Source organism: Mycobacterium basiliense (assembly GCF_900292015.1).
In the GTDB taxonomy this organism is placed as follows: Bacteria; Actinomycetota; Actinomycetes; order Mycobacteriales; family Mycobacteriaceae; genus Mycobacterium; species Mycobacterium basiliense.
In genome coordinates this window covers 4,306,850-4,332,170 of the sequence record NZ_LR130759.1, presented here as the reverse complement: position 1 = coordinate 4,332,170, position 25,321 = coordinate 4,306,850, and the positions used below count along the sequence as shown (strand labels likewise).

Sequence of the window (25,321 nt, the reverse complement as noted above, 5' to 3'; positions counted from 1 at the left end):
CGCGCGCCCGCTATCCGGCCGCGGCGACGATGTCTCGTCGAAGCGCGCGCAACGCGGCAATGTAGAGGGGCCGCAACATCAGCCAATACAACCGGCCCGGGACCCCGCGGGGAAAGAACATTGCCCGTTGCATATAGGTGCTGGGTGTTGTCTCGTGTGGGGTGACCGCGAGCTCGAGCCACGCCGGCCCGGGCAATCGCCGGTCGGCGCGTAGGCGCAGCGTGGTTGGCGTGCGCTCGGCCACGCTCCAGCGTTGCCCGCGACGCCGCGCGAGCACGATTGAATACCAGCGATTGCCGTTGGCGAGGCGTTCGGCCGCATTCCAGACGTTCTCGGCCGCCGCGCTGGTCGCTGCGGTGCGGACATCGGTGTAGACGATCTCACCGGCCCAGTCCGGATCGCTGGGCAGCGGCTCGGCGGGCTCCGAGCGCAGCGAGTCCCACGTCGCGTCGGGAAAGCCCTGCGCTGCGCGGTTGAGTGCCAGTGCGACCGCGCGGCGATAGCTGGTCAAGCCGCCCGGCGGTGGCTCGATGATGGTGTCGATGTCCCAGTTACGCATCACCGCGTCACATTCCAGCGATTCGATCAGTGGTCGCGCCAGCCCCGGGGGGATCGGAGTCACCGTGCCCACCCATAGGCTGGCAATCGTCGGCGTCAAGAACGGAAGCACGATCAAATAGCGCCTGTGCAGCCCGGCGACCTCGGCATATACCCGCATCATGTCGCCGTACTCCAGCACGTCGGGGCCCCCGACGTCCCACGCTCGTGACGAGGCGGTTCGGGGTAGGTCGGCCGTGGCGGCCGCGACCAGGTAATACAGCACATCTCGGACGGCGATCGGCTGAATGCGGTTGTGCACCCACTTGGGCGTGGTCATCACCGGCAATCGGTCGGTGAGGTGCCTGATCATTTCGAAGGAGGCCGATCCCGATCCCACCACCACGCCGGCCTGCAGTACGACCGTCTCGATACCGGATTCGATCAGGACGTTGCCCACGGCGCGGCGTGATTCGAGGTGCGGAGAGAGTCTGCTGTTTTCCGGATGTAGGCCGCTGAGATAAACCACTCGGCGCACGCCGGTGCGGCGCGCGGCGGTCACGACGTTATGCACGGCGCGCGTTTCCTCGGCGACAAAATTCTTCGCGCTGCCCATTGAATGCACCAGGTAGTAGACGACGTCTATGCCGGCAAACGCGGCGATCAGTGATTCGACGTCACCCAGGTCACCGTGCGTCACCTCGGCATCCGCGCGCCACGGTACGTCGGCCAGCTTGAGTGGGTTGCGAGCCAGTGCTCGAACGCGATGCCCCGCGTCGAGCAATCTCGGCACCAGCCGCGCACCGATGTAGCCGGTGGCTCCGGTGACTAAGCAGCTAACCTGTCCAGCCGACATTTCATCTCCGTGGGTCTCCGCTTCTGTCTACCCCGTTATTCGCGTCCGACTCAAGAACGGATTGCCGCGGCCGGCCGCCGCGCCCGGCAATCAGCGGTTAGGAGTCGGTGAAGGTCGGCAGGCGGCGCTGCTGGAATGCCCTTGCCCCCTCGGCGAAGTCGTGCGATCCCAGCAGGAATGTCTGGCCCTCGAATTCCCGTTCGAGGGTGCGCTCCAATTCGGTCAGGGTGGCCGCGTTGATCGCGTTCTTGGTCCTGCTGAATGCCACGGCCGGGCCGGCCAGCAATCTGGCGATCACCCGGTCCACCTCGCTGTCGAAGTCTTCGGCCGAAAATACCGCGCTGACCAGTCCGTAGGACAGCGCGTCGGCCGCCGGCAGCCGCTCCGGCAACAGCGCCATGTGCATGGCTCGGATGCGGCCGATCGCGGCCGCAACCAGGGCCGACGCACCCCCATCCGGCATCAACCCGATCTTGGTGAACGCGAGCATGAAAAATGCTGTGTCGGAAGCCAATACCAGGTCGCACGCCAACGCCAGCGAAACGCCGACGCCGGCGGCCGGTCCCTGCACGACAGCGACAACGGGGTGGGGCAGCACGGTAATTGCCCGCACCGCCCGGTTGATCTCGGTGATGGTCGCGGTACGCGATTTGTCGCGGCCAGCATCCTCGGCACTCATACCCGCTCCGGAACTGAAGCCGCGGCCTTTCCCACCCAGCCGCACCACGCGGACTCGCGGATCGGTGGCCGCCCGCTCCATGGCGTCCGCGATGCCGGCCAGCATCGCCGTCGTCAGCGAGTTCAGGCTTTTGGGGCGGTCGAGGATGACCGATAGCACACCGTCGGCCAAGCTCACCTCTAGCCCGGCCACCGGCGCCAGTGTGTCGATTCCGCTATCTGGCATGGGCCCCACCCTAGGTGACCCAGCACCGGGTCTCCCTCAACGGCGGACTAGCGGGCTGCGGCGTTCACGAGCCGGTGAAGGCGGGGGTCCGGCGCTGGTGGAATGCCGCGGCACCTTCGGCGAAGTCGTTCGACTGCAGCAGCACCTTTTGCCCGTGTGACTCGCGCATGAACGCGGAGTCCAATTCGGTGAGCGTGGCCGCATTGATCGCCACCTTGGTCTTGTTGAATGCCAGCGGCGGGCCCGCGAGCAACCGGCTGATCACCTTATCCACCTCGGCCTCGAAGTCCTCGGCCTGGTAGACGGCGCTGATCAGGCCCCATGCCAGCGCGTCAGCGGCCGGCAACCGTTCGGGTAAAAGTGCCATCCGCATTGCCCGCATCCGGCCGATGGCGGCGGCGATCAACGCCGACGCGCCCCCGTCGGGCATCAGACCGATTTTCGTGTGAGCAAGCATGAAAAACGCGTCCTCAGCAGCCAATACGAGATCACATGCGAGAGCCAGGGAAACGCCGACACCGACCGCCGGTCCGCGCACCACCGCGACGACCGGGCACGGCGTGGTGGCGATCGTCCGCACCACTCGGCGAGCCGCCTCGACGACCTCGGTGGCCGCCCCGGTGCCCCAGAAATCGTCCACGGAGATGGCCACACCCGAAGTGAAGGCGTGGCCCGCTCCGCGCAACCGCACCAGCCTGACGTTTTTGTTGTCGGCGACCGTCTCTAGCGTGTCGGCGATGCCTATCAGGATGGGCGTCGTCAGCGAGTTGAGACTGTCGGGGCGATCCAGGGTCAACGACAACACACCGTCGGCGAACGCGACGGTAAGCCCGGCCACAGTATTCTGCGGATCGGTCCCGTAGCTCAACATGGCTTCACCTTAAGCGACGGCGACTTCACGGATTGGCATTTGTGTGCCGCGCTCGAGGCAATATCCGAAAGCATGTGCATAGTGCCTAATGCGTTGGCGCATCTTCGTAGGAAATGCCCTCGCGAGTCACCGATGTGCAGTGAGAATGTTGGGCCGTCCCTGCCGTGACGGCAGGTGCGTATGGGGTGTTGAACTACTTTTTCGCGGGTGCCCACCCGACAGGCATTGCTGCATTTGACCGGTGCTAGTTGCTAGGAGTTATGTGGATACGGGCAATGACAGGCCCGCGCTGACGAGGGTCTGCCGAAGCCTGCAGGATATTTGTCCGCAAAACTGGGACCTGCCGGACGGCCGAATGCCCACCGGATTGCGTTATGAATTCCTACGCCCAGTCGAGGTGTCGGGAATTAATGATTTACGCCACTACTATTTCATGGCTGATTCGGCCGACGGGCAGCCGCTAGGCAGAGCAAATCTCTACGGCGTTCATTTCGACCTCGCCACCACCGATCGCAAGCTCACCCCGGACTCGCGAGCCTCGATCAAGCGGTGGTTTCCGGGATTCATGACGTTTCGTTTCCTGGAGTGCGGGTTGCTCACGATGGTGAGCAACCCGCTTGCGTTGCGGGCGGATGGCGACTTGGAACGGGTGCTGCCCCTGCTGGCCGAGCAGATGGACCAGGTGGCGCAGGCCGACGAATCGGACTTCCTGATGATCAGGGACGTAGCTCCGGAACACTACCAGCGTTACTTTGACATCCTGCGCCCCTTGGGATTCCGGCCGGCGTTGGGCTTTTCCCGGGTAGACGTAGACATCACGTGGTCTTGCCTGGAAGAGGCGCTCGACACGTTATCGACCAAGAAGCGTTACCAATTGAATTCGGCGCTTATGTTCCGCGAGCGGTTCGGCATCGAGCTCGAGGAGCACGATGAATATGCCGAGCACGCAGAGGTTCTCACGCGGCTGTGGCGCAACGTCAAGAATGGCGCGAAGGACTACCAGCGGGAGGACCTCAACCCGGAGTTCTTTGCGGCATGTTCACGGCACCTGCAAGGACGCAGCAAGCTATGGCTGTTCCGCTACCAAGGCGCACCGGTGGCGTTCTTCTTGAATGTGTGGGACTCGGGCGAGAACTACGTACTGCTCGAGTGGGGGATCGATCGCGATTTTGAACATTACGGGAAAGCGAATCTCTACCGAGCCGCGCTGACGTTGAGCCTGCAGGATGCGATAGGCCGAGGTAAACGGCGAATGGAAATGGGTATTACGAACTATTTCCCAAAACTTCGTATACCTGGCGCCCGAGTCATACCGACCATCTATTTCCTGCGGCATCGCACGGACCCGATGCATACGGCGACGTTAGCCCGCATGATGATGCACAATATTCAACGGCCGGCGTTGCCCACCGATATGTCGGAAGAATTCTGTCGTTGGGAAGAACGAATACGCCTCGACCAGGATGGGTTGCCCGCCCACGACATCTTCCGCAAAATCGACCGTCAACACAAATACACCGGACTTAAACTCGGCGGGGTCTACGGTTTTTATCCTCGGTTTACCGGGCCGCAGCGGTCCACGATTCGTGCGGCCGAGCTGGGGGAGATCGTATTGCTCGGCACAAACTCGTATCTGGGGCTGGCCACGCACCCGGAAGTGGTGGACGCCTCTGCCGAGGCAACGCGTCGGTACGGCACCGGCTGCTCGGGTTCGCCGCTGCTGAACGGCACCTTGGACTTGCATGTATCGCTTGAGCAGGAACTGGCCGAATTCCTGGACAAACCGGCGGCGGTGCTGTGTTCCACCGGCTACCAGAGCAACCTGGCAGCGATCAGCGCGCTGTGCGAATCCGGGGATCTGATCATCCAAGACGCGCTTAACCACCGCAGCCTGTTCGACGCCGCCAGATTGTCCGGGGCCGACTTCACCGTGTATCGGCACAACGACATGGACCACCTGGCCCAGGTGCTCCGCCGCACCGAAGGGCGTCGCCGGATCATCGTCGTGGACGCGGTATTCAGTATGGAGGGCACCATCGCCCACCTCGCCACCATCAACGACCTTGCTGACCGGCACGGCTGCCGGGTCTACGTGGACGAGTCGCACGCCCTGGGCGTGTTGGGTCCCGACGGGCGCGGCGCGGCGGCGGCTTTGGGAATCTTGCCGCGGCTGGATCTGGTGATGGGCACCTTTAGTAAGTCCTTCGCGTCGGTCGGCGGTTTTATTGCCGGTGACCGCGCGGTCATTGATTACATCCGACATAACGGGGCCGGTCACGTGTTCTCGGCCAGCCTGCCTCCAGCGGCGGTGGCCGCCACCCGTGCTGCGCTGCACGTGAGCCGCCGTGAACCCGAGCGCCGGGCCCGCGTCCTGGCCGCCGCCGAGTACGCCGCGACCGGGATGGCCCGGCTTGGTTATCGGGCCGAATACCACGGCACGCCGATCGTGCCGGTGATCCTGGGCAACCCCACGCTGGCGCACGCCGGCTACCTGCGCCTCATGCGTTCCGGGGTCTATGTGAACCCGGTCGTGCCGCCCGCCGTACCGGAGGAGCGCTCCGGCTTTCGCACCAGCTATCTCGCCGAGCACCAACAACCCGACCTCGACCGGGCCTTGCAAGTCTTTGCCGACCTTGCCGAGGACCTCAGCCGGAAAGGAGCTTCGCTATGAAAGACACCATCAACGCCACCATCCAGCGGATTCTTCACACCAACCGCGGCATCACCGCCAATCAGGTGCTTGCCGATGACCTCGGTTTCGACTCCCTCAAGCTGTTCGAGTTGCTCACCGAACTCGCCGACAGGTTCGACATCGCCATCTCGTTTCGGGACGCACAAAACATCAAGACCGTGGGCGATGTCTACGCCAACGTAGCGCGCTGGTTCCCCGAAGCCGCCGGGCCGGCCTCACTAGCGAAAGGGACAGCATGACCAATGACGCCGACGTCGATCTGGTGCGGCGCGTCTACGCCGCATTCGCCCGCGGTGATCTCGCTGAGGTGAAGCAATGCCTAGCCGCCGATGTGGAACAGGTTGTCCCGGGCAAGCACCCGCTAGCTGGCGTGTTCCGCGGTGTGGACCAGGTCATCGGCTGCCTGAGCGCCACCGTGTCGGCCACCGCGGGCACCATGGAAGTGACGCTCGAAGAAGTGTTCTCCAACGCAGATGGCCAGGTCATCGCCGTCGACCGGTCCCGCGGTAGTAGAAATGACAAGTTCATGGACCAACGCGTCGCGATCTTGTTCACCATCGCTGACGGCCGTATCTCCCGCTTCCGCGAGTTCTACGCGGACCCGGCGGCGATGGAAAGTTTCTGGGCATGACCACGGCGTTGCTTACACCAGCGGCGGCGTGGCAGCAGGTCGCGCGCTCGGACTGCACACTCACCATCACGGGCGAGGAATCCGAAGCGCTCACCTACCGCGAGCTGATCGTGCGTGCGGCCGCACACATTCCGTCGCTGCGCCGCCTTGGCGTCAATCGAGGTGAACCGGTGCTGATCACGGCCCACACCGAGATGGAATTCCTGTCCTGCTACCTCGGGCTCATGCTCCATGGCGCCGTGCCAGTGCCGATCCCGCCACGGGAGGTACTGAAGACCGCGAAGAACTTTCTCACCCGGCTCACCCCGCTCCTTCGTCACCATCGCATGCTGATCTGCACCACCGCCGAACTGGAGGAGGTGCGCAGCGCCACCACCACCGGCTGCCTACTGAGCACCTTTTCTTCGCTGGCCGCGGATGCCGATGACCAGTTCGGCCGCGCCGCGGCGAATCAACTGGCCGACGGCACCACCGACTGGCCGCTGCGCGGCCTCGACGACGATGCGTACGTGCAATACACCTCCGGCAGCACCGCGGCACCTCGCGGGGTGGTCATCACCTATCGCAACCTGCTGTCCAACATGCAGTCGATGGCGATGGGCTTGAGGTTCGACCCTGCCGACGTCATGGCCAGCTGGCTACCGTTGCATCACGACATGGGACTGGTCGCCAGCCTCTTTGCCGCCGTGTTCAACGGCCTCAGCGCCGTATTCACCACGCCGCATAGGTTCCTGTACGACCCGTTGGGTTTCCTTCGACTTTTGACCCGCAGCGGCGCCACGCACGCCTTCATGCCCAACTTCGCCCTGGAGTGGCTGATCAACGCTCGAAACCGGCGTGCAGCCAACGTCGACGGCATCGACCTGCGGGCGATGCGCCGCCTCATCATTGCCTCCGAACCGGTCAACGCCGAAAACATGCGCCGGTTCGCCGCCACCTTCGCCGACCTCGGACTTGCCTCCACGGCCGTGTGTTCGGGCTACGGCCTGGCCGAGGCAACCGTGGCCGTCGCGACCTCCGCACCCGATACGGGTTTTCGCACCGTGACCTATGCCGGCGCGGAGATCGTCACCTGCGGTCGAGTGCTGCCTGGCTACGAGGTCCGCATCGACGCGCCTGCGGGCGAACGAGCCGGCACCATCAAGCTGCGCGGCGACAGCGTGGCAGCCAAGGCGTACACGGACGGGGAGAAGCTGGACGCCTTAGACGAGGAAGGCTTCTGCGATACCCACGACATCGGATTTCTCGTGGACGACGAGCTGGTCATCCTGGGCAGGCAGGACGAGGTGTTCATCGTCTACGGTGAGAACCGATTCCCCTACGACATCGAATTCGTCGTTCGCCACGAATCCGGTCAGGACCGGACCAAGGTCGCCTGTTTCGGGCATCAGGACCGTGTCTTGGTGGTGCTGGAAAGCCAGTCGGACAGCCCCACCGACGCCGCCGAAGCCGAGCGGCTGCGGCGGCAGGTCATCACCGCCACCGGGCTGCAGCTCGACGAACTCATCACCGTTCAGCGTGGCACGATTCCGACCACCACCAGCGGCAAGATCAAGCGAAGCGCTGTGGCGGCGGCCTATCGAGCCGGCACGCTGCCCAGGCTGGACACCCACAGGTGGACCGCGGGCCCGGATGCCGTTGTCCGGGCCTTGCCCGGCTAGTCTGGGGCGCGGTCCACCGCGCGAAGATGTCCGGTTTCTTGCGACAACAGACCGCGCAGCCCACGCGGGTTGACCGGGATTCGGGTGCCGGTGATCGGCCGGCGATCCGGCGGTGAGCCCAGGTCGATAGGGCTTTCCTCCGCCCGGGGCGGCACCCTACCCGCCGGTAAGAATTGCCACCATTTTCCGAATCGTGACTCAATGATTCCTTAATGGCAACTTCTAGGCTCAGTGTCATGTGGATCGACGACTCGAGTGCCGACGTCATCAAGGCCGACTTCGACGCGCTCTACCACGGCGACATGCTGGTAGAGGGCGAGACTTCGGAGCAACTTGAAGACTGGCACCCGCTGCCTACGGCGAGCTGAGTCCACCATGGGCATGCTTGCGCGGCTACTCATCGCTGAACCGTCCATCAGCCGATGGTTCCGTCGATAGTCGATTTGTGTCTTTCGATGTAAGCCCCCCGCGATTGCGGGGGGCTTATTCGTTTTGCGGTTCGGCCCGCAAGGGCGTCTAGCGCGGCGCCATTCGAATGGCGCCGTCCAGACGGATGACCTCGCCATTGAGCATCGGGTTTTCAATGATGTGGACGGCCAGCGCCCCGTACTCGTCGGGATTTCCTAACCGCGACGGATGCGGCACTTGCGTACCGAGGGATGCCTTGGCTTCCTCGGGCAATGAGGCCAGTAGCGGCGTGTCGAACAGGCCGGGTGCGATGGTCATCACCCGGATTCGGTGGCGGGCCAGGTCACGCGCGATCGGGAGGGTCATCCCCACCACGCCGCCTTTGGACGCCGAATAGGCAGCCTGGCCGATCTGGCCGTCGAAAGCCGCCACCGATGCGGTGTTGATAATGACGCCGCGCTCTTCCCCCGCCGGGCCGATCGCTTCGGTCTTGGCGATCCGCTCAGCGGCCAGCCGCAACACGTTGAAGGTGCCGATCAGGTTGATATCCACGATCTTGCGGAAGGCCGCCAACGGGAAGACACCGTCTCGACTCAGCACCCGAACGGCATTACCGGTGCCGGCGCAGTTGACGACGATGCGCAGCGCCCCCCGCGACTCCGCCATATCCAGCGCGCCCGCGACGGCGGCCTCATCGGTCACGTCCGCCGCAGCGAAATACGCGCGATCGCCGAGTTTGCCGACCACGTCCTCGCCACGCAGGTCAAGTACCACCACCTGCGCCCCGGCGTCCAGCAGTCGCTTGGTGGTGGCCAGACCCAAGCCTGATGCGCCACCGGTGACGACCGCTACGGCGTCCCTGATTTCCATGCGAGTCCTTCCTTCCAACATTCGGCTGACCAACCTACTGGTTGGTTGGGACTATACCCAGTCGGTCAGCACGGCTTCGATGTCTGTCAACGGTGGAGCCGGCGGCCGCGGCTGGCCGGGCACCGTGCGCGAGAACCGCGGCGCGGGCATTGGCTGCAGCCCGCCATCGACTTCGTAGAAAGTGTGCCGCTCGGTGAGGTGCGGTTCGGCATCAACCTCGCCGAACGCCAGCACCGGCGTCACGCAGGCGTCAGATCCGGCGAACACCTTTGTCCAGTGATCGCGATCGTGACCGGCAAACGCCTCCCCAAGCCGGGCCCGCAGCTCGGGCCAACGGGTGACGTCGTTCTGGGGCGGTAGGTCGGCCGCGTGCAGACCCAGGCCGGCCAGCATGGCGGCGTAGAACTGTGGTTCGATCGCGCCGACCGCGACATAGCGCCCATCGGCGCACTCGTACGTGTCGTAGTAGGGCGCACCGCCGTCGAGCATGTTGGTGCCGCGCACGTCGGACCACATGCCCGTCGCGCGCATGGCCCACATCATCTGGACCAGCACGCTGGAGCCGTCCACCATCGCGGCGTCGACGACCTGGCCCTTGCCGGAATTGTGCCGCTCCCACAGCGCGGCCAGAATGCCGACCAGTAGGAACATCGAACCGCCGCCGAAATCGCCGACCAGGTTTAGCGGCGGCACCGGCCGCTGGTCCGCGCGGCCAATCGCGTGCAGGATGCCGTTGAGCGAGATGTAGTTGATGTCGTGACCAGCTTGCTGGCTGCGGGGGCCGGTCTGACCCCAGCCCGTCATGCGGGCATAGATCAGCCGGTCGTTGACCTGCGCGCACTCTTGGGGTCCCAGGCCCAGCCGCTCGGTAACCCCGGGCCGGTAGCCCTCGATCAACACGTCGGCCTTGGCGACGAGTCTGAGCACGTATTCGCGTCCCTGGTCGGACTTCAGATCCGCGGTCACCACGCGCCGGTTGCGCAGCATGGCATCCTTGGCGGCGCGTCCGGGGCCGCCGGGAGAGGGCGACGGACGGTCCACCCGCACCACGTCGGCGCCCAGGTCCCCGAGGATCATCGCGGCGTGCGGCCCCGGTCCGATGCCAGCCAATTCGACAACCCGTAACCCGTCTAACGGTCCCGCCATGATGTTCCGCCCCTTCGTCGTCGTTGACGCGCCATTTCCAGGAAGCGCGATGTTGGTTGTTGCCATCTTGGCAATGGCATTCGCGCCGGGGCCAGCCCGCCTGGCATTACCACGGTGAACTCATCGGGCTCGCATGCGCGAGATTGCGTCCAGATCCGGGCCTGGCCGGCCAGGTGGCACGATTTTGGAAAGCGGCAGGCCTAGATCTGAACCATGGCGGCCGCGCATCCGTGACTAGAACAGCGTTGTTTGACGCTCGTAAGTTATCACTGATAAGTTATCGCGGATACAGCGCGGTTGCTGGGGACAGCCGACGCTTGCGGTGGAGGGGACGTATGTTGCAGGGGATTGCCCGACTGGCCATTGCAGCGCCTAGGCGAATCATCGGGATTGGGCTACTGGTCTTCCTGGCCGCCGCGGTCTTTGGGATTCCGGTCGCAAACAGCCTGTCCGCCGGGGGTTTCCAAGACCCGAACTCCGAATCGGCCCGCGCGATCTCGGTGTTGACCGACAAATTCGGGCAGAGCGGTCAGCAAATGCTGATTTTGGTGACCGCGCCCGGCGGCGCCAATGGCGACCAGGCTCGTAGGGTCGGCACTGAAATTGTCAACGAGCTGACGCGGTCGCCGTTGATATTCAATGTGTCCTCACCCTGGACCGGGCAGTCCGCTCAGCCGGGCACCGCCAGCGATTTGATCAGCAACGACGGCAAGTCGGGTTTGATCGTCGTCAACGTCAGGGGCGGGGAAAACAACGCGCAGAAATACGCGTCAATTCTTGCCGACAAAATTGTGCACGATCGAGACGGCGTCAGCGTGCGCGTCGGCGGCTCGGCGATGGAGTACTCCCAGATCAACGAGCAGAACAAAAAAGACCTGTTGGTCATGGAAGTCATTGCGATTCCGCTGAGCTTCCTGGTGATGGTCTGGGTATTCGGTGGCCTGCTGACCGCGGCGTTACCGATAGCGCTGGGTGGACTGGCCGTGGTCGGCTCGATGTCGGTGTTGCGGCTGGTCACATTTACCACCGAGGTTTCGATTTTCGCGCTGAACCTCAGCACCGCATTGGGTCTGGCGTTGGCCATCGATTACACCCTGTTGATCATCAGTCGTTTTCGAGACGAGCTGGCCGACGGCGCCGACCGCGACACGGCGTTGGTGCGCACCATGGCCACCTCCGGTCGCACCGTGCTCTTCTCCGCGACCACCGTGGCGTTGTCAATGGCGGCGACGGCGGCCTTCCCGATGTACTTTTTGAAGTCGTTCGCCTACGCCGGTGTGGCCACCGTGGCCTTCGTCGCGACGGCGTCGATCGTGATAACCCCGGCCGCCATTGTGCTGCTAGGTCCCCGCTTGGACGCGTTTGACGTGCGCCGACTGTTGCGGCGGGTGTTCGGTCGCTCCGATCCGGCGCCCAAACCCGTCGAGCAACTGTTCTGGTACCGCTCGACCAAGTTCGTCATGCGCCGGTGGTTGCCGATCGGTCTGACGGTCGTCGCGTTCCTGGTGCTGCTCGGGCTGCCGTTCATCGGGGTCAAGTGGGGCTTTCCGGATGATCGCGTGCTCCCGCATTCAGCGTCCTCACATCAAGTTGGTGAGCAGTTGCGCAACAATTTCGCCCATGATCCGGCGATGGCGGTTCCCATCGTCATCCCCGATGCGCGCGGCCTGAGTGCGGCATCTCTGGACAGCTACGCGGCCGATCTGTCGCGGGTGCTTGACGTCGCGGTGGTGGCGGCCCCGAATGGAACATTCGTCGGCGGCAATCGGGTGGGGCCGCCAACAGGGGCCGCCGGGTTTGCCGAGGGCAGCGCATTCCTGACCGTCAACAGCACTGCGCCGCTGTTTTCCCAAGCCTCCGAGAATCAGCTCAAGAGCTTGCATGAGGTGCCGGGCCCGGGCGGTCGATCCGTCGAGATGGCTGGCATCGCGCAGGTGAACCGGGACAGCGTCGATGCCGTGATGAATCGACTTCCGCTGGTGTTGGGTCTGATGGCCGTCATCACGTGCGTGCTGCTGTTCCTGCTCACCGGTAGCGTCGTGCTGCCGGTCAAGGCGCTGGTCTGCAATGTGCTCTCGCTGACCGCGGCGTTCGGCGCACTGGTGTGGATATTTCAGGATGGTCATCTCGGCGCGTTGGGTACAACCCCCAGCGGAACTCTGGTGGCGAACATGCCAGTGTTGTTGTTCTGCATTGCGTTTGGGCTGTCCATGGACTACGAGGTGTTTTTGGTCGCCCGGATCCGGGAGTACTGGCTGGCTTCGGGGGCCGCCCGTCCCGCCGTGCCGAGTTCGGCCCAAGCCCGCGCCGCCAACGATGAGAGCGTGTCGCTAGGAGTAGCACGCACAGGTCGGGTGATCACCGCGGCCGCCCTGGTGATGTCGATGTCGTTCGCCGCGTTGATCGCCGCACACGTGTCCTTCATGCGGATGTTCGGCCTGGGCTTGACACTTGCCGTGGCCGCCGATGCCACCCTGGTGCGGATGGTCCTGGTGCCGGCGTTCATGCATGTCATGGGTCGATGGAACTGGTGGGCGCCGCGGCCTTTGGTGTGGTTGCACGAGCGCTTCGGTATCAGTGAGGCCGGTGCGGTCGAGGAGTCCGCCGGCGCGGCAACGGCTGAGTCACAGCCGCCAATCCCAGCTGCGGCGACGCGTATTGGTTGACGCGTCGATGGGTAGTCTTCGCCGTTCGCGTGCCCCGCGTGGGTCGGGTGACCTGTTGCGCCACGAAATCTTGGATGCGGCCACCGAGCTGCTACTGGAGACGCGGCAGGTCAGATCGGTCTCGATCCGATCGGTTGCGCGCCGGGTGGGTGTCACGCCGCCATCCATCTACCTGCATTTCGAAGACAAAGATGCGCTGCTAGACGCCGTGTGCGCGCGTTACGTGGCAAAGCTGGATGAGGAAATGGAGCAAGTGGCCATTGGTCAGCCGTCCACTGTGGACGTATTGCGGGCACAGGGTCTCGCTTATGTGCGGTTTGCCCTGCGGACTCCGGAGTTGTATCGGTTGGCGACCATGGGCGAGTGGCGGTCGGGGAGCAACGTCGACATCGCCCTGGACAGCTCGGCGTTCAAGCACATGTGCGCCTCGGTGCGGGCGTTGATGGACGAGGGCATCTACCGGACCGACGATCCGACCACTATTGCCCTGGAGTTGTGGTCGGCCGCTCACGGGGTGGCCGCCTTGCTGATTGCCAAGCCGCACTTGCCATTCGACGATATCGATGCGTTTGCCGACCGCGTGCTGGGTGCGGTTCTGTGCGGCCATATGGTGGCCGGGCTGGTTGGCCCACGTGCGACGACTCCGCAACTGGTGGAATGGGTCATGGACCATCGCCCAGTCAAGGAGGCGTGCCGATGAAGCTGCCCGACGAGCCGACCGACAACCGAAGCCACCCGTTCTTCGCCCGGATTTGGCCCATTCTTGCCTCCCACGAAGGCAAAGCGATCCGTGACTTGCGCCGGGAGAACGTGGCAGGCCTCTCGGGTCGGGTGCTGGAAGTGGGGGCGGGGGTTGGTACGAATTTCGGCTACTACCCACCATCCGTCACCCAGGTGGTCGCGATCGAGCCCGAGCCACAGCTGGCGGTTGCTGCCCGCGCCGCGGCCGTCGATGCGCCCATCCCAGTTGTGGTCACCGGCGATACCGCCGAAGGATTCAGCGACAGCGAACCTTTCGATGCCGTGGTCTGCTCCTTGATGCTGTGCTCGGTGAGTGACCAAGTCGGCGTGCTGCGGCATCTGCGTTCGTTGCTGCGTCCCGGTGGGCAGTTGCGGTACCTCGAGCACATTGCCAGCGCGGGGGTCCGGGGCTGGCTGCAGCAATTCGTCGACGCGACGTTTTGGCCGAAGGTGGCGGGTAACTGTCACACCCATCGCGATACTGAGCGGGCGATCGTGGCTGCAGGATTCGAAGTGGAAACCGCCCGTCGGGAGTTGACCTTGCCGGCCTGGGCGCCGACGCCCGCGTCCGAATTGGCGCTGGGCCGGGCCCGGAAGGCCTGAGCAGCCGCCGAGACTGCGGTGGGGGCGCGGTAGGGCGCGTTTAGCGTGATCTGTGTGGAGGCTCGGTGCCACTAGCGCAGACTCGACGCTCGGCGGTGAAGCGCAGAGCGAACCCGAGCGACGATGTCGGGCGGGTGATCTGCGGCGATCACCCGAATAACGATCCAGCCGAGCCGGTGCAGCGTCTCGCTGCGTCGGATGTCCCTCGCGTACTGCCACCGGTCGAGGCGATGATGGTCGCCGTCATACTCCACGGCAACCATCAAGTCCTCCCAGCCCATGTCGAGGAAGTACACCTGAGCTCCGTCGGCGGTCGTCACTGGGATTTGCGTGGTCGGTCGTGGCAAGCCCGCGTTGATCAGCATCAGCCGCAGCCACGTCTCCTTTGGCGATTGCGAGCCGGCGTCGACTAGCCCCAGCGCCGTCTCCAGCTGCCTCAGGCCCCGCGCGCCGCGGTGCCGGTCGGCCAGTTCCGACACTTCATCGACCTTGATGTGGGTCGCGTTCAGGAGAGCGTCCAGGTGGGTGATCGCTGAGGCCAGCGGCCTGCGACGACCGATGTCGAATGCGGTGCGTTGGGGGGTGGTTGCCGGCAGACCGGCAATCGGTCCGAATTCGTCCGGCCCAAGTCGCATGTCGTAGGTTCGTACACCGCGGGGAGCTCGCGCATTCGACCAGATCAACTCGACCGGCAGGAGCTCGTCCACCCATTTCGAGCCGTGCCATGCGGCCGCCGTCAACCCGGCGATCACGCCCTGGCGATGCGACCACAACCACGCCGCCACGCCACGTTGGCGCAGTGTCAGTGGTTCATCGCGCGGGACGTACACGTCGGGCAACACCGCCCGGAAGCGGGTCCGCAGCTGGTGGCGACGCAATAGCCCGTCGGGTACCGCTTCGCTGCCGCGAAAGGGTTCGTCAAGCGGCACGCGGACACCATTGCCCATCCCGGTGGCGCGGCCGATTCGACTCTGCGCTTAGAGCCCTCCGCTGTGGATCAACCGCGATCTGTGGGCAGGCTCGCCGCCGCTAGCGCAGACTCGATGCTCAGCTTTCCAACAGGGCGGGCAGCCGCTGCAGCAGTCCGGGCAAAGCCTGGCTCGCTGACTCCCGGATGCTGACCGTGGCACCCCTGGACAACGGCGTAGGTTCCGGATTGACCTCGACGACAACCGTGCCGCGCGCCAGCGCCAGCTCGGGTAGTCCGGCGGCGGGGTAGACGATGGCCGACGTGCCGACCACCACTACAACGTCAGCGGACTCGGTCGCCGCCACCGCGTGCTGCCACGGCCCCTCGGGTAGTGGTTCGCCGAACCAGACGATGTCGGGCCGGATCAGGCCGCCGCAATTACACACCGGCGGCTCCACCTCGATCGCCGGCTCGAACATCTCCGGCAGTGGCTCGCGGTAGGGAACATTGCAATGCGCACACCGGAATTCAAAAAGGCTGCCGTGCAGATGGTGCACCGGCGTGCTGCCGGCGCGCTCGTGTAGATCATCGACGTTTTGGGTGACGACGGCGACGTCGGCGTGGTTTTGCCACTCGGCGATCGCGCGGTGACCTGCATTGGGTTCGACCCTGCCGACCAGATAGTGGCGCCACAGGTACCACCCCCACACCCGTTCGGGGTTGCGCTCCCAGCCCTGCGTGCTGGACAGCTCGTACGGGTCGAAGCGGGCCCACAATCCATTCTTGTCGTCGCGGAACGTCGGTACACCGCTTTCCGCGGAGATTCCCGCGCCGCTGAGCACCGTCACTCGCATTCCACAAACATAGCCGTGGTTGAGCCAATACTGGGTGGTGCTGGGTGATACTGGGGTGGTGGAGCTGCGGGATTTGTTACGGGTGGACGTGAAGGCGGGCAAACCGTTGTTCGACCAACTAAGGACCCAGGTTATCGATGGCGTGCGAGCCGGTGCGCTGCCGCCTGGCACCCGGCTCCCGACGGTGCGTGACCTGGCGGGTCAGCTTGGCGTTGCCGCTAATACTGTGGCCCGCGCCTACCGAGAGCTGGAGTCCGCTGCGATCGTCGAAACACGCGGGCGTTTCGGCACCTTCATCTCCCGCTTCGATCCGACCGACGCGGCGATGGCGGCCGCAGCCAACGAATACGTCGAAGTCGCCCGGGCCTTGGGCCTGACCAAGTCCGACGCTATCCGCTATCTCACCAACGTGCCGGATGACTGAGACCCGCCTCAGCCGAATTCCAGCAGCGTCAAACACGGCCGAAGCGGATCGAAGAGGGGCATGCGGTAGACGGTCGACAGCGCCGCATTGAACAACATGCCGCGGCCGGTCGGCAGCTGCAGATCGCGCACCGCGCGAATACCTGGAACCCTGTTCACCAGGTCGGCGGACTGAGCGACGGACATGCTGAACGGCATCGGCGGGATCTTGTAACGGATCGAGGTTCGGATACCCAGACGACTGAAAAGCGAGAACCACCGGGGCGGTAAGTCGAAGAGCATGTGACCGCCGGGAAATCGGTTGGCGCACTGCGTGATCAGATCTAGAGCCTGCTCCGGCTGCAGATACATCAATAGTCCCTCGGCGGTGATGAATACCCCGCCGGACTGGTCGACGGAGTCCATCCAGCTGTAGTCCAATGCTGATTGTGCGCGCACCGATATCCGGGGTGAGGTGGGCAGCAGCCGGGACCGAATATCGATAATTGGCGGGAGATCGACTGTCAACCAATGGAATTGAGCGTCTGCGATGGCTGAGTCCAAGCGCCAGAAGCTGGTTTGCAAACCTTCCGCCAGTGCCACCACGGTGGCAGACGGGTGGCTGCCAAGATAGGTCAACGCCTGGGTGTCGAACGCTCGCGCCCGCAGTGCGATGTCTTGGCGGGTAGGGCCGAACTTGGCGAAGTCGAAGTCGATCGAGTCAACCAGCGCGACGGCCAGCGGATCTTCGATCATCGGGTTGGTACGACGAGCCTCTGCGGCCCTGGCATTCAGGGTCAGCAGGGCGGTCTCGGACACGCCGGTGAGGGTGACCTTTTGTTGCGAGGATTCGTTGGCCGGGGTCATTGGAGCAAACCTACCTATCGCAGAAGTTTGGCCAGCGTGCGCAGGTTGCGAGTGGTCGTCGATGCCTTGTAGCGGGACTTGTTCATGGTCCGACCGATGGTGCTATCCAGGGTGTTGCCCTTGCGGACCTGCCAATAGACGACCCCCTCACCGCGGCCGATCTTCTCGTCGGGTCCGGCCGTCAGGGCCATGAGTTCGTCGAGGACCGCGGCGTCGCTGACGAAGGTGACATAGGACTGCAACCCGTCGACCTCGCGTTCGAATGGATACGCCTGGTCGATGGCGCGCACGGTATCGATCTCGTAGGCCAGCACCCAGGCGTCGTAGCCAAACGTTTCGCGCAGCGCGGCCTCGGCCTGGGTGCGCACCGCCGCGACCTTGGATGACGACTCCAGCAGCACGTTCCCACTGGCCAGGATGGTGCGCACATTGGTGAATCCGGCGTCGGTCAGGGCGCTGGCCACCGCTGTCATTTTCAGGTTGACGCCGCCGACGTTGACGCCGCGAAGGAATGCCGCGAACTGGGTCATGATGGGATTTCACCAGGCCGCTCGGGAAGGGCGCCAGGCAACGTAGGCTTTCGGCATGGGACGCCAGGTCTTCGATGACAAGCTGTTGGCCGTGATCAGTGGTAACTCCATCGGAGTGCTGGCCACCATCAAAGGGGATGGGCGTCCGCAGCTGTCCAACGTGCAGTATCACTTCGACCCGCGCAAGCTCGTGATTCAGGTGTCCATCACCGAACCGCGGGCCAAGACCCGTAACCTGCGCCGCGACCCGCGGGCTTCCATCCTTGTCGACGCCGACGACGGGTGGTCCTATGCCGTCGCCGAGGGCACCGCCGAGCTCACACCCCCGGCGGCCGCGCCTGCTGACGACACGGTGGAGGCGTTAATTTCTTTGTATCGCAACATCGCTGGTGAACACCCGGACTGGGATGAATATCGGGAGGCGATGGTTACCGATCGGCGCGTAGTGCTGACATTGCCGATCTCACACGTATATGGCCTGCCACCGGGAAAGCGGTAGCGCCGAGAGCTAGGCTGCAGGCATGGCCGCATCGAAGTCCTCGGAGAGTCCAACACCAGAGGACGACAACAAGCGCAAGTTCCGAGAAGCCCTCGATCGCAAGATGTCGAAATCGGCGGGCGGTTCCGATCACAAAGACGGCGGTGCCCATCGGCCGCGGGCGCACGGTCCAGTGGAGAGCCGTCGGGAATTCCGACGCAAGAGCGGGTAGCAGCGGTAAGCGGCCTCGGCGATCGGCCAGGAACTGTTGCCGTGGTGGAGTGCAGAGCGAAACGATGCTCTGCTAGCGGTTGCCGGGACAGTTCTAGACTGTGTGGGTGCCGAAACTGCAGCTTGTCCAAGATCCGGCCGCCGACGCGCTGCTGGACTCCAATCCGTTCGCATTGCTGGTAGGCATGCTTCTTGACCAGCAGGTCCCGATGGAGACCGCATTCGCGGGGCCCAAGAAGATCGCGGATCGGATGGGTGGCTTTGACGCCGGCGAAATCGCCGATTACGACCCGGATAAATTTGCCGCACTATGTTCGGAAAAGCCTGCGGTACATCGTTTTCCGGGTTCGATGGCTAAGCGCATCCAGGCGCTTGCGCGCATCGTTGTGGACAGCTACGACGGGGATGCGGCCATGTTGTGGACGGCCGGTGACCCGGATGGGAACGAGTTGCTGCGCCGGTTGAAGGGATTGCCGGGTTTTGGCGAGCAAAAGGCAAAGATCTTTTTGGCACTGCTGGGTAAGCAGTACGGCGTCGCGCCGAGTGGCTGGCGGGAGGCCGCGGGGGAGTTCGGCCAACCGGGTACTTATATTTCAGTCGCCGACATCGTTGACGCCCGGTCGCTCGGTCAGGTGCGATCGCACAAGAAGCAGATGAAAGCTTCTGCCAGTGGGAAAGCCAAGGGAAAGGCGGCAACGTGAAGACACACATAACGTGTCCGTGCGGGGAAGCTATTGCCGGCAAGGACGAGGACGAGTTAGTCGAGCTGACTCAGGCGCATCTTGCCAGTGTGCATCCGGGGCTTGAGTACGACCGCGACGCGATCCTATTTATGGCCTACTGACCTTCGTGGCTTCACCGGGGTCAACGGTGGTGCTAGGGCACCACCGTTGAGCCGATGGTGGGCATGAATTGGCACTGCCGTTCCCTGGTGGTGACTTGCCCGAAGATCGTTGACATGATGCTGCCCGAACCGGTGTCGGCAATGGCGGTCAACGTGGTCGGCCCATCCGGGTTGATGTCAGGATGCGGCTTGAGCGTGACGCTTCCGGATTTACCTGTGGTCAGGTTTACCCAGGTGACGTTCAGCGGCAACCGCTGCACCTCGGCGGGCCCAGGTGTCCCGACGGCGGTGAACACATAGGCCGTCTGGCCCGGAGCGGGACCGGGTGCGGGGATCTTGGCCGGGCCGGCAACCGACAGCGCGGTGGCGATCACGTTGCTACCGTCTGCCAGGCAATTCGTACCGATCGAGGGGTATAGGAAATCCTGTGTGGGTGGGGCGTCGGGGCCAAAACCCGGCGCCGCGGCCGCAGCGGGAGCCGGAGCGGTGACCTGGGGTGCCGGTGCCGCGGCTTCCGGTGCTGGTGCTGGTGCGGGGCCGGGTGCCGCTGCCGGCGCCGCGGCTTCCGGCGCGGGGCCCGGCGCTGTCGCTGCTGGTGCGTGTGCGGGGCCCGGTGCAGCGGCTGCTGGTGCGTGTGCGGGGCCCGGTGCTGCGGCTGGTGGTGCGGGTGCCGTGCCCGGCGCCGACGCCGGCGCCGCGGCCGCGGCCGCGGGGGCGGGCGCAGAAGCGGGCGGCGCCGCGACCGGCGGAACGGCCGCGGGTGCGGGACCCGCCACATGGGCGGGATCAATACCTGTCGGCAGATGCGCTAGCGCTCCGGGCTCGACACCCGGCGGCGGCACGTGTGGCACCGGTGCGGCGTCGGCGGGGGCGACCCCGGCGGCAGCCGCGGCCGGAGCCGGCGCACCCAAGGGGGGAGATCCGGGATTGCCCGGTTCCTGGACAAACTGGTTGACCGAGGAGGCCACGTTCTTGGACTCGGTCGGCGCCGCGGGGTTGTGGGCAAAAGCCTGCGCTGCGGCCATCAGCAGCTGTGTCGCCTGCGTGGGGTCGCTGGCAGCCTGCTGGATTATCGGGCTCAACTGGGTCAATGCCGGCAGGCCCGGTAGCTGTTGATTGGGTTCGGGCTGCGGCACCGGCGGATCGGCTGCCGCGCTCGGGCATAGCCCGAACGCGGCAGCCGAGGTGACGACGGCAGCGGCCAAACCTTTGGACAGACTCCAAGTGCGTGCCACGATGTGTTCTCCCAGTCCTAGGTGGTGGTTAGCCGTCTTGACAAGTTGCTCAGGGCAGCGCCGCTAGCAACGTCTGGGGCTGGTTTGCCGGTGCTGCCGGCGCTGGCGCGGTGGCCGCCGGCAGGCCGGGAATGGCACCCGACGTCAGCCCCGGCAGGGCCGCCTGGGCAAGACCGGGAATCGCTGACGCCAACCCCGGAAGCGCCGCCGCGGGCGCCGCGGGAGCCGCCGGCGCGACCGGTGCGGTGATACCCGGGATCGGCGTGTTCACCCCGGGAATGGCCGGCGTTGCCGCCGGTGCGGCCGGCGCGACCGGTGCGGTGATGCCCGGGATCGGTGTGTTGACGCCCGGGATCGACGGGGTGACCGCCGGGGCGGTTGCGGGTGCGGCCGGTGCCGCCGGAGTCAGGCCGGGCACGATCGAGGCAATACCGGGGGCGACGGGCGCCGGCTCTGGGGCCCGGGGAACGCCTAGGGGCGGGGTGGCGCCGAGTGCCGTTGCCAGGTTTTGCAGGATTTGGGGTGCGTTGGCGGCTGAGCTGATCAGCTGCTGCGGGATGTTGGGAGCAGGCGCCGGCTCCGGCGCCGGGTCCGCGTGGGCAATCCCGCCCGTGAGTAGGGCGGCGGACGAACCGACCAAGACGGCGGCGGCGCGTACGTAGGTCCAGATGGTTGGCATGACTCTCCCTGGTGATTAGTGACAGGCTGCTGGTGACAGGTCCCGACGCTGAAGCTATCGCGGTACAGATGGGACTCAAGTGACACATGTGGCATTTATGCGATCGTTATTGAGCCGAGCGATAGCGGTGACCGGTCAGGTGGGCCAACGTCGCCGCACTAGAGTCGTGCACATCGACACCACTTCGGCCGCCCCGGCGGCAGGCACCGGCCGGCGAGCGATCTGGGTAGGCATGTTCACGACGCGCGCCGCGCCACTGCTGCTGATCCTCAGTGTTGCCGCGCGGCTGGGTTGGACCTACCTTGCCCCCAATGGGGCGAACTTCGTTGATCTGCATGTTTACGTGGGCGGCGCCGCGGCCCTCGACCATCCCGGCACGCTCTACAGTTACGTCTACGCCGATCAGACGCCGGATTTCCCGCTGCCGTTCACCTACCCGCCGTTTGCGGCGGTCGTCTTCTACCCGATGCACCTGTTGCCGTTCGGGCTGGTCGCATTTTTGTGGCAGGTCGCAACGATGGCTGCGTTGTACGGCGTCGTTCGGATCAGTCAGCGGCTGATCGGTGTGGCCGCCGGCACCGGCTATCGCGCCGCGATGTTGTGGACGGCCATCACCATCTGGATCGAACCGCTGCGCAGCAATTTCGACTACGGGCAGATCAATGTGCTGCTGGTGCTGACGGTGCTGTGGGCGGTTTACGCCACCAGGTGGTGGCTATCGGGGCTGCTGGTCGGCGTGGCGACTGGAGTCAAGTTGACCCCCGGGATTGCGGCGATCTACTTCCTCGGCATGCGGCGCATCGGTGCGGCGGGGTTTTCGGCGGTGGTGTTCCTTGCCGCCATCGGTGTGTCGGTGTTGGTCGTGGGGGAGCAGGCCCGCTACTACTTCACCGACCTGCTCGGCGACGCCCGCCGGGTTGGGCCCATCGCCACCGCGTTCAATCAGTCTTGGCGCGGCGCCCTCTCCAGGATCCTGGGCTACGACGCCGGTTATGGACCGTTGGTCCTACTGGCCATTGCGGTCACGGCGGTGCTGGCGATTTCGGCGTGGCGCGCCCTAGACGGTTCCGATCGGCTCGGCAGACTGCTGGTCGTCGAGTTGTTCGGCCTGCTGCTGTCGCCAATTTCCTGGACGCATCACTGGGTGTGGCTGGTGCCTTTGATGTTGTGGCTGAGCCACGGAGCACTGCGTGAGCGTGCGGGTGCCCGGCTGTTGGGCTGGGGCTGGCTGGCGTTGACCGTCGTCGGCGTGCCGTGGTTGCTGAGCTTCGCGCAGCCCACCATCTGGCAAATCAGCCGGCCCTGGTACCTGGCCTGGGCGGGACTGGTGTACGTGCTGGCGACACTGGTGACGTTGGCCTGGATTGCCTTCGCCGGGCGACGACCTGCCGGGTCGCGGTCGGGCTAGATCGACGGGCCTCCGGAGTGGCCGTCCTCCCCCGGGGTGCCGATTTGACCGTCGGCGCCGTCGCTTGACCCCGAGCCGCCTTCCCCGCCGCCGCCGCCGGCGCCACGGCCCCCACCGGCGCCGCCGGCGCCGTCGATGCGGTTCGGACCGGATCCGGCGGCGCCAAAACCGCCGTCGCCGCCATTGCCGCCGGTGCCGCCGTCCCCGCCAGCGCCGCCGGCGCCCATGATCCCGGCAGATCCCGAGTGACCGAAGAGCGCTCCGCCGGCACCGCCCGCGCCGCCGGAAGACCCGCCCGCGCCCCCGCCCCCGCCGTCGCCGCCTTGGCCGCCGCCACCGCCGGCACCGCCGTCTCCGCCTTGGCCGATGTTCGTCGGGGACAGGTTGGACGCCGAACCGGAACCGCCCCAGCCGCCGAGCTCGCCATTGCCGCCGGCGCCACCGATGCCGCCGGTACCGCCGGTACCGGCGTTACCGCCGCGGCCGCCGTTGCCGAACAGCGAAGCCGCGGCACCACCATCGCCGCCGCCACCCCCCATACCGCCGGATCCGGCCCCACCACCGGCCCCGCCGCTGCCGCCCTCGCCGCCGCCACCGCCGATGGCGCTGCCGGAACTGACGACGTGCGCCAGGCCGCCGTCACCGCCGAAGTTGCCTACCCCGCCGGTGCCGCCTTGGCCGCCGGTGCCGCCCGCACCGCCGGTGCCGCCGGCACCTCCGTTGCCGACCAGCAGCCCTGCGGCGCCACCACGACCGCCGGTACCGCCATTGCCGCCAGCGCCGCCGGACGCACCGATGCCGCCATTGCCCCCGGCCCCGCCGTCGCCGCTCTTGGACTCGCCGGTGAAGGTGTCGCTGTTGAGCTCGAGGCCGGGGTGCAGGCCGGCGTGGCCGCCCAAGCCGCCAGTGCCGCCCGAGGCGCCGACCCCTCCGGTTCCGCCGATGCCTCCCGCGCCGCCGTCGCCGCCCGAGCCGATCAGCAGGCCCCCGCGACCACCCGCGCCGCCGGCGCCGCCGTCGCCGCCCATGGCTCCGGAGACGTCGCTGTCGGCGCCCGAACCACCGTCACCGCCGCTGCCCCCGGTGCCGGCGGTGAAGCCCCTCGCGTGCCCGCCGGTGCCGCCGTTGCCGCCGTTGGCGCCGGGGGCCCCGCCATTGCCGCCGTTGCCACCGTCGCCGGCGGTGGCGGTGGCCGCTGCATCGGTTGTTTGGGCGTTCCCGCCGGCGCCGCCGCTGCCGCCATGCTGGGGCCCACCTTCACCTGCGGCAAGCCCAGGGTCGCCGTCACCCCCCGCACTCGCGACGGCATCGCCAGTGGATGTGAGGTGGTCGGTACCGGGGTTGCCGGATCCGGCGGTACCGGTTGGGGTGGGATTGACACCGTCGGCGCCGGTTCCGCCCTGGCCGCCGGCGCCACCTCGGCCGCCATTGCCCCATATCCCGGCGTCGCCGCCGGCGCCGCCATTGCCGCCGCCGCCGGCCGTATCACCGCCGTTGCCACCCTGCCCGCCGGCCCCGCCGGAGCCGAACCACTTACCGCCGGCACCGCCGGTACCACCGGCTCCGCCATAACCTCCGTCCTCGCCGCCGCTCCCACCTTGACCGCCGGCGCCACCGGCACCGAAGAACCCGGCAGCGCCACCGACACCACCGGCGGCGCCGTCGGCAGTGCCGACACCAACCCCGCCATGGCCACCGGCACCACCGCGGCCGAACAACCACCCGCCCTGCCCGCCGGCCCCACCGGCAGCGCCGGCTCCACCCTGCGCGCCGAGTCCACCGTGGCCGATCAGGCCGGCGTTCCCGCCGGCACCGCCAGCCTGCCCGGTCCCGCCGGCCGCACCGTTGCCTCCGTTGCCGTAGAGCAGCCCGCCGTCCCCGCCGGCCTGCCCAGGTGTCGACCCGTCGGCGCCATTGCCGATCAGCGGGCGCCCCAACAGCATCTGGGTGGGCGCGTTGATCGCGTTGAGCAGGTCTCGTTCCAGGGTCGCCAGTGGGTTCGCTAGTGGGAATGCGTTGGTGGCCTCGGCGGTGGCATACGAGCCCGCGGCGGCGCTCAGCGATTGCACGAACCGCTCATGAAACTGCGCCACCTGGATACCGACCCGCTGATAGGCCTGGGCATGCTCGGAAAATAGTGCCGCTACCGCCGCCGACACTTCATCCGCGCCGCTAGCCAACAGGCCGGTCGTCGGGGCGGCCGCGGCCGTGTTGGCAGCGGCCAGCGCCGAGCCGATGCCCGCCAACTCTGTCGCTGCTGTACCCAGGGTCTCTGTAGCTGCCACCACGAACGACAA

General features: G+C 66.0%; 26 protein-coding genes. 14 read left to right on the top strand and 12 right to left on the bottom strand.

Annotated elements, in window-relative coordinates; genetic code table 11:
- Window positions 1–10: 10 nt before the first annotated feature.
- The 3 genes from MB901379_RS18215 to MB901379_RS18205 form a co-directional block, all read right to left on the bottom strand.
- Window positions 11–1,393, bottom strand: coding sequence for a DUF2867 domain-containing protein (locus MB901379_RS18215; RefSeq protein WP_158017898.1), 1,383 nt, complete (start codon window positions 1,391–1,393; stop codon window positions 11–13).
- A gap of 97 nt (window positions 1,394–1,490) precedes the next feature.
- Entirely contained in the window at window positions 1,491–2,297 is an 807-nt protein-coding gene (locus tag MB901379_RS18210; protein WP_158017897.1) for an enoyl-CoA hydratase, read from the bottom strand.
- Between the two features lie 64 nt (window positions 2,298–2,361).
- The gene (locus MB901379_RS18205) at window positions 2,362–3,168 is read right to left on the bottom strand and encodes an enoyl-CoA hydratase (protein WP_158017896.1); all 807 of its coding nucleotides are present in this window, start codon (window positions 3,166–3,168) and stop codon (window positions 2,362–2,364) included.
- Between the two features lie 355 nt (window positions 3,169–3,523).
- Here MB901379_RS18205 and MB901379_RS18200 point away from each other — a divergent pair, with 355 nt between their 5' ends.
- The 5 genes from MB901379_RS18200 to MB901379_RS24810 all read left to right on the top strand — a co-directional run bounded on the left by MB901379_RS18200 (window position 3,524) and on the right by MB901379_RS24810 (window position 8,520).
- Complete coding sequence (locus tag MB901379_RS18200; RefSeq protein ID WP_158017895.1) at window positions 3,524–5,839, top strand: aminotransferase class I/II-fold pyridoxal phosphate-dependent enzyme; 2,316 nt, start codon at window positions 3,524–3,526, stop codon at window positions 5,837–5,839.
- Window positions 5,836–6,099: an acyl carrier protein gene (locus MB901379_RS18195; protein WP_158017894.1), complete on the top strand. Its 264-nt coding sequence runs from the start codon at window positions 5,836–5,838 to the stop codon at window positions 6,097–6,099. The genes MB901379_RS18200 and MB901379_RS18195 overlap by 4 nt, the downstream gene beginning before the upstream one ends.
- Window positions 6,096–6,491, top strand: coding sequence for a nuclear transport factor 2 family protein (locus MB901379_RS18190; RefSeq protein ID WP_158017893.1), 396 nt, complete (start codon window positions 6,096–6,098; stop codon window positions 6,489–6,491). The genes MB901379_RS18195 and MB901379_RS18190 overlap by 4 nt, the downstream gene beginning before the upstream one ends.
- A complete protein-coding gene (locus tag MB901379_RS18185) occupies window positions 6,488–8,152 on the top strand; it encodes an AMP-binding protein (RefSeq protein ID WP_158017892.1) in 1,665 nt (554 codons plus the stop codon). The genes MB901379_RS18190 and MB901379_RS18185 overlap by 4 nt, the downstream gene beginning before the upstream one ends.
- A gap of 212 nt (window positions 8,153–8,364) precedes the next feature.
- The gene (locus MB901379_RS24810; protein WP_232022178.1) at window positions 8,365–8,520 is read left to right on the top strand and encodes a hypothetical protein; all 156 of its coding nucleotides are present in this window, start codon (window positions 8,365–8,367) and stop codon (window positions 8,518–8,520) included.
- A gap of 148 nt (window positions 8,521–8,668) precedes the next feature.
- On the opposite strand, the gene MB901379_RS18175 is transcribed toward MB901379_RS24810, so the two are convergent.
- Both MB901379_RS18175 and MB901379_RS18170 read right to left on the bottom strand, forming a co-directional pair.
- Window positions 8,669–9,430 (bottom strand): 3-hydroxyacyl-CoA dehydrogenase, encoded by a 762-nt coding sequence (locus tag MB901379_RS18175; protein ID WP_158017891.1) that lies wholly within the window; start codon window positions 9,428–9,430, stop codon window positions 8,669–8,671.
- A 51-nt stretch (window positions 9,431–9,481) separates the two neighbouring features.
- On the bottom strand, window positions 9,482–10,576 hold the full coding sequence (locus tag MB901379_RS18170) for a CaiB/BaiF CoA transferase family protein (protein ID WP_158019286.1): 1,095 nt from the start codon (window positions 10,574–10,576) through the stop codon (window positions 9,482–9,484).
- 335 nt (window positions 10,577–10,911) lie between these two features.
- Between MB901379_RS18170 and MB901379_RS18165 the strand changes: the two genes are divergently transcribed.
- The 3 genes from MB901379_RS18165 to MB901379_RS18155 are packed head-to-tail and all read left to right on the top strand — an operon-like array spanning window position 10,912 to window position 14,586.
- On the top strand, window positions 10,912–13,242 hold the full coding sequence (locus MB901379_RS18165) for an MMPL family transporter (RefSeq protein ID WP_158017890.1): 2,331 nt from the start codon (window positions 10,912–10,914) through the stop codon (window positions 13,240–13,242).
- 7 nt (window positions 13,243–13,249) lie between these two features.
- Window positions 13,250–13,942, top strand: coding sequence for a TetR/AcrR family transcriptional regulator (locus MB901379_RS18160; RefSeq protein ID WP_158017889.1), 693 nt, complete (start codon window positions 13,250–13,252; stop codon window positions 13,940–13,942).
- A complete protein-coding gene (locus tag MB901379_RS18155; protein WP_158017888.1) occupies window positions 13,939–14,586 on the top strand; it encodes a class I SAM-dependent methyltransferase in 648 nt (215 codons plus the stop codon). Before MB901379_RS18160 ends, MB901379_RS18155 begins: the two co-directional genes overlap by 4 nt.
- 71 nt (window positions 14,587–14,657) lie before the next feature.
- Here the strand turns inward: MB901379_RS18155 and MB901379_RS18150 are convergent, their stop codons facing one another.
- Entirely contained in the window at window positions 14,658–15,515 is an 858-nt protein-coding gene (locus tag MB901379_RS18150) for a hypothetical protein (protein WP_232021895.1), read from the bottom strand.
- Between the two features lie 118 nt (window positions 15,516–15,633).
- Window positions 15,634–16,350, bottom strand: a complete 717-nt coding sequence (locus tag MB901379_RS18145; RefSeq protein ID WP_158017886.1) for an NAD-dependent deacylase — start codon at window positions 16,348–16,350, stop codon at window positions 15,634–15,636.
- A 58-nt stretch (window positions 16,351–16,408) separates the two neighbouring features.
- On the opposite strand from MB901379_RS18145, the gene MB901379_RS18140 reads away from it, so the two are divergent.
- Window positions 16,409–16,774 carry a GntR family transcriptional regulator gene (locus MB901379_RS18140; protein ID WP_158019285.1) on the top strand — a complete coding sequence of 122 codons (366 nt, stop codon included), beginning with the start codon at window positions 16,409–16,411 and terminating at the stop codon, window positions 16,772–16,774.
- Window positions 16,775–16,782: 8 nt separating this feature from the next.
- On the opposite strand, the gene MB901379_RS18135 is transcribed toward MB901379_RS18140, so the two are convergent.
- Together MB901379_RS18135 and MB901379_RS18130 are read right to left on the bottom strand one after the other, a co-directional pair.
- Complete coding sequence (locus MB901379_RS18135) at window positions 16,783–17,619, bottom strand: class I SAM-dependent methyltransferase (protein ID WP_158017885.1); 837 nt, start codon at window positions 17,617–17,619, stop codon at window positions 16,783–16,785.
- Window positions 17,620–17,633: 14 nt separating this feature from the next.
- Complete coding sequence (locus MB901379_RS18130) at window positions 17,634–18,149, bottom strand: DUF1697 domain-containing protein (protein ID WP_158017884.1); 516 nt, start codon at window positions 18,147–18,149, stop codon at window positions 17,634–17,636.
- Window positions 18,150–18,204: 55 nt separating this feature from the next.
- On the opposite strand from MB901379_RS18130, the gene MB901379_RS18125 reads away from it, so the two are divergent.
- The 4 genes from MB901379_RS18125 to MB901379_RS18110 all read left to right on the top strand — a co-directional run bounded on the left by MB901379_RS18125 (window position 18,205) and on the right by MB901379_RS18110 (window position 19,702).
- Entirely contained in the window at window positions 18,205–18,648 is a 444-nt protein-coding gene (locus MB901379_RS18125; protein WP_158017883.1) for a PPOX class F420-dependent oxidoreductase, read from the top strand.
- Window positions 18,649–18,670: 22 nt separating this feature from the next.
- Complete coding sequence (locus MB901379_RS18120; protein ID WP_158017882.1) at window positions 18,671–18,859, top strand: DUF5302 domain-containing protein; 189 nt, start codon at window positions 18,671–18,673, stop codon at window positions 18,857–18,859.
- A gap of 106 nt (window positions 18,860–18,965) precedes the next feature.
- Complete coding sequence (locus MB901379_RS18115; RefSeq protein ID WP_158017881.1) at window positions 18,966–19,559, top strand: HhH-GPD-type base excision DNA repair protein; 594 nt, start codon at window positions 18,966–18,968, stop codon at window positions 19,557–19,559.
- Window positions 19,556–19,702, top strand: coding sequence for a DUF1059 domain-containing protein (locus tag MB901379_RS18110; protein WP_158017880.1), 147 nt, complete (start codon window positions 19,556–19,558; stop codon window positions 19,700–19,702). Before MB901379_RS18115 ends, MB901379_RS18110 begins: the two co-directional genes overlap by 4 nt.
- Before the next feature lie 32 nt (window positions 19,703–19,734).
- Here MB901379_RS18110 and MB901379_RS18105 read toward each other — a convergent pair whose 3' ends face one another.
- A complete protein-coding gene (locus tag MB901379_RS18105; protein WP_158017879.1) occupies window positions 19,735–20,937 on the bottom strand; it encodes an Rv1157c family protein in 1,203 nt (400 codons plus the stop codon).
- Between the two features lie 49 nt (window positions 20,938–20,986).
- Window positions 20,987–21,616 (bottom strand): hypothetical protein, encoded by a 630-nt coding sequence (locus MB901379_RS18100; protein ID WP_158017878.1) that lies wholly within the window; start codon window positions 21,614–21,616, stop codon window positions 20,987–20,989.
- 97 nt (window positions 21,617–21,713) lie between these two features.
- Between MB901379_RS18100 and MB901379_RS18095 the strand changes: the two genes are divergently transcribed.
- Complete coding sequence (locus MB901379_RS18095; protein WP_158017877.1) at window positions 21,714–23,024, top strand: mannosyltransferase; 1,311 nt, start codon at window positions 21,714–21,716, stop codon at window positions 23,022–23,024.
- Here the strand turns inward: MB901379_RS18095 and MB901379_RS25115 are convergent.
- Window positions 23,021–25,321, bottom strand: a complete 2,301-nt coding sequence (locus tag MB901379_RS25115; RefSeq protein WP_158017876.1) for a PE family protein — start codon at window positions 25,319–25,321, stop codon at window positions 23,021–23,023. The genes MB901379_RS18095 and MB901379_RS25115 overlap by 4 nt on opposite strands.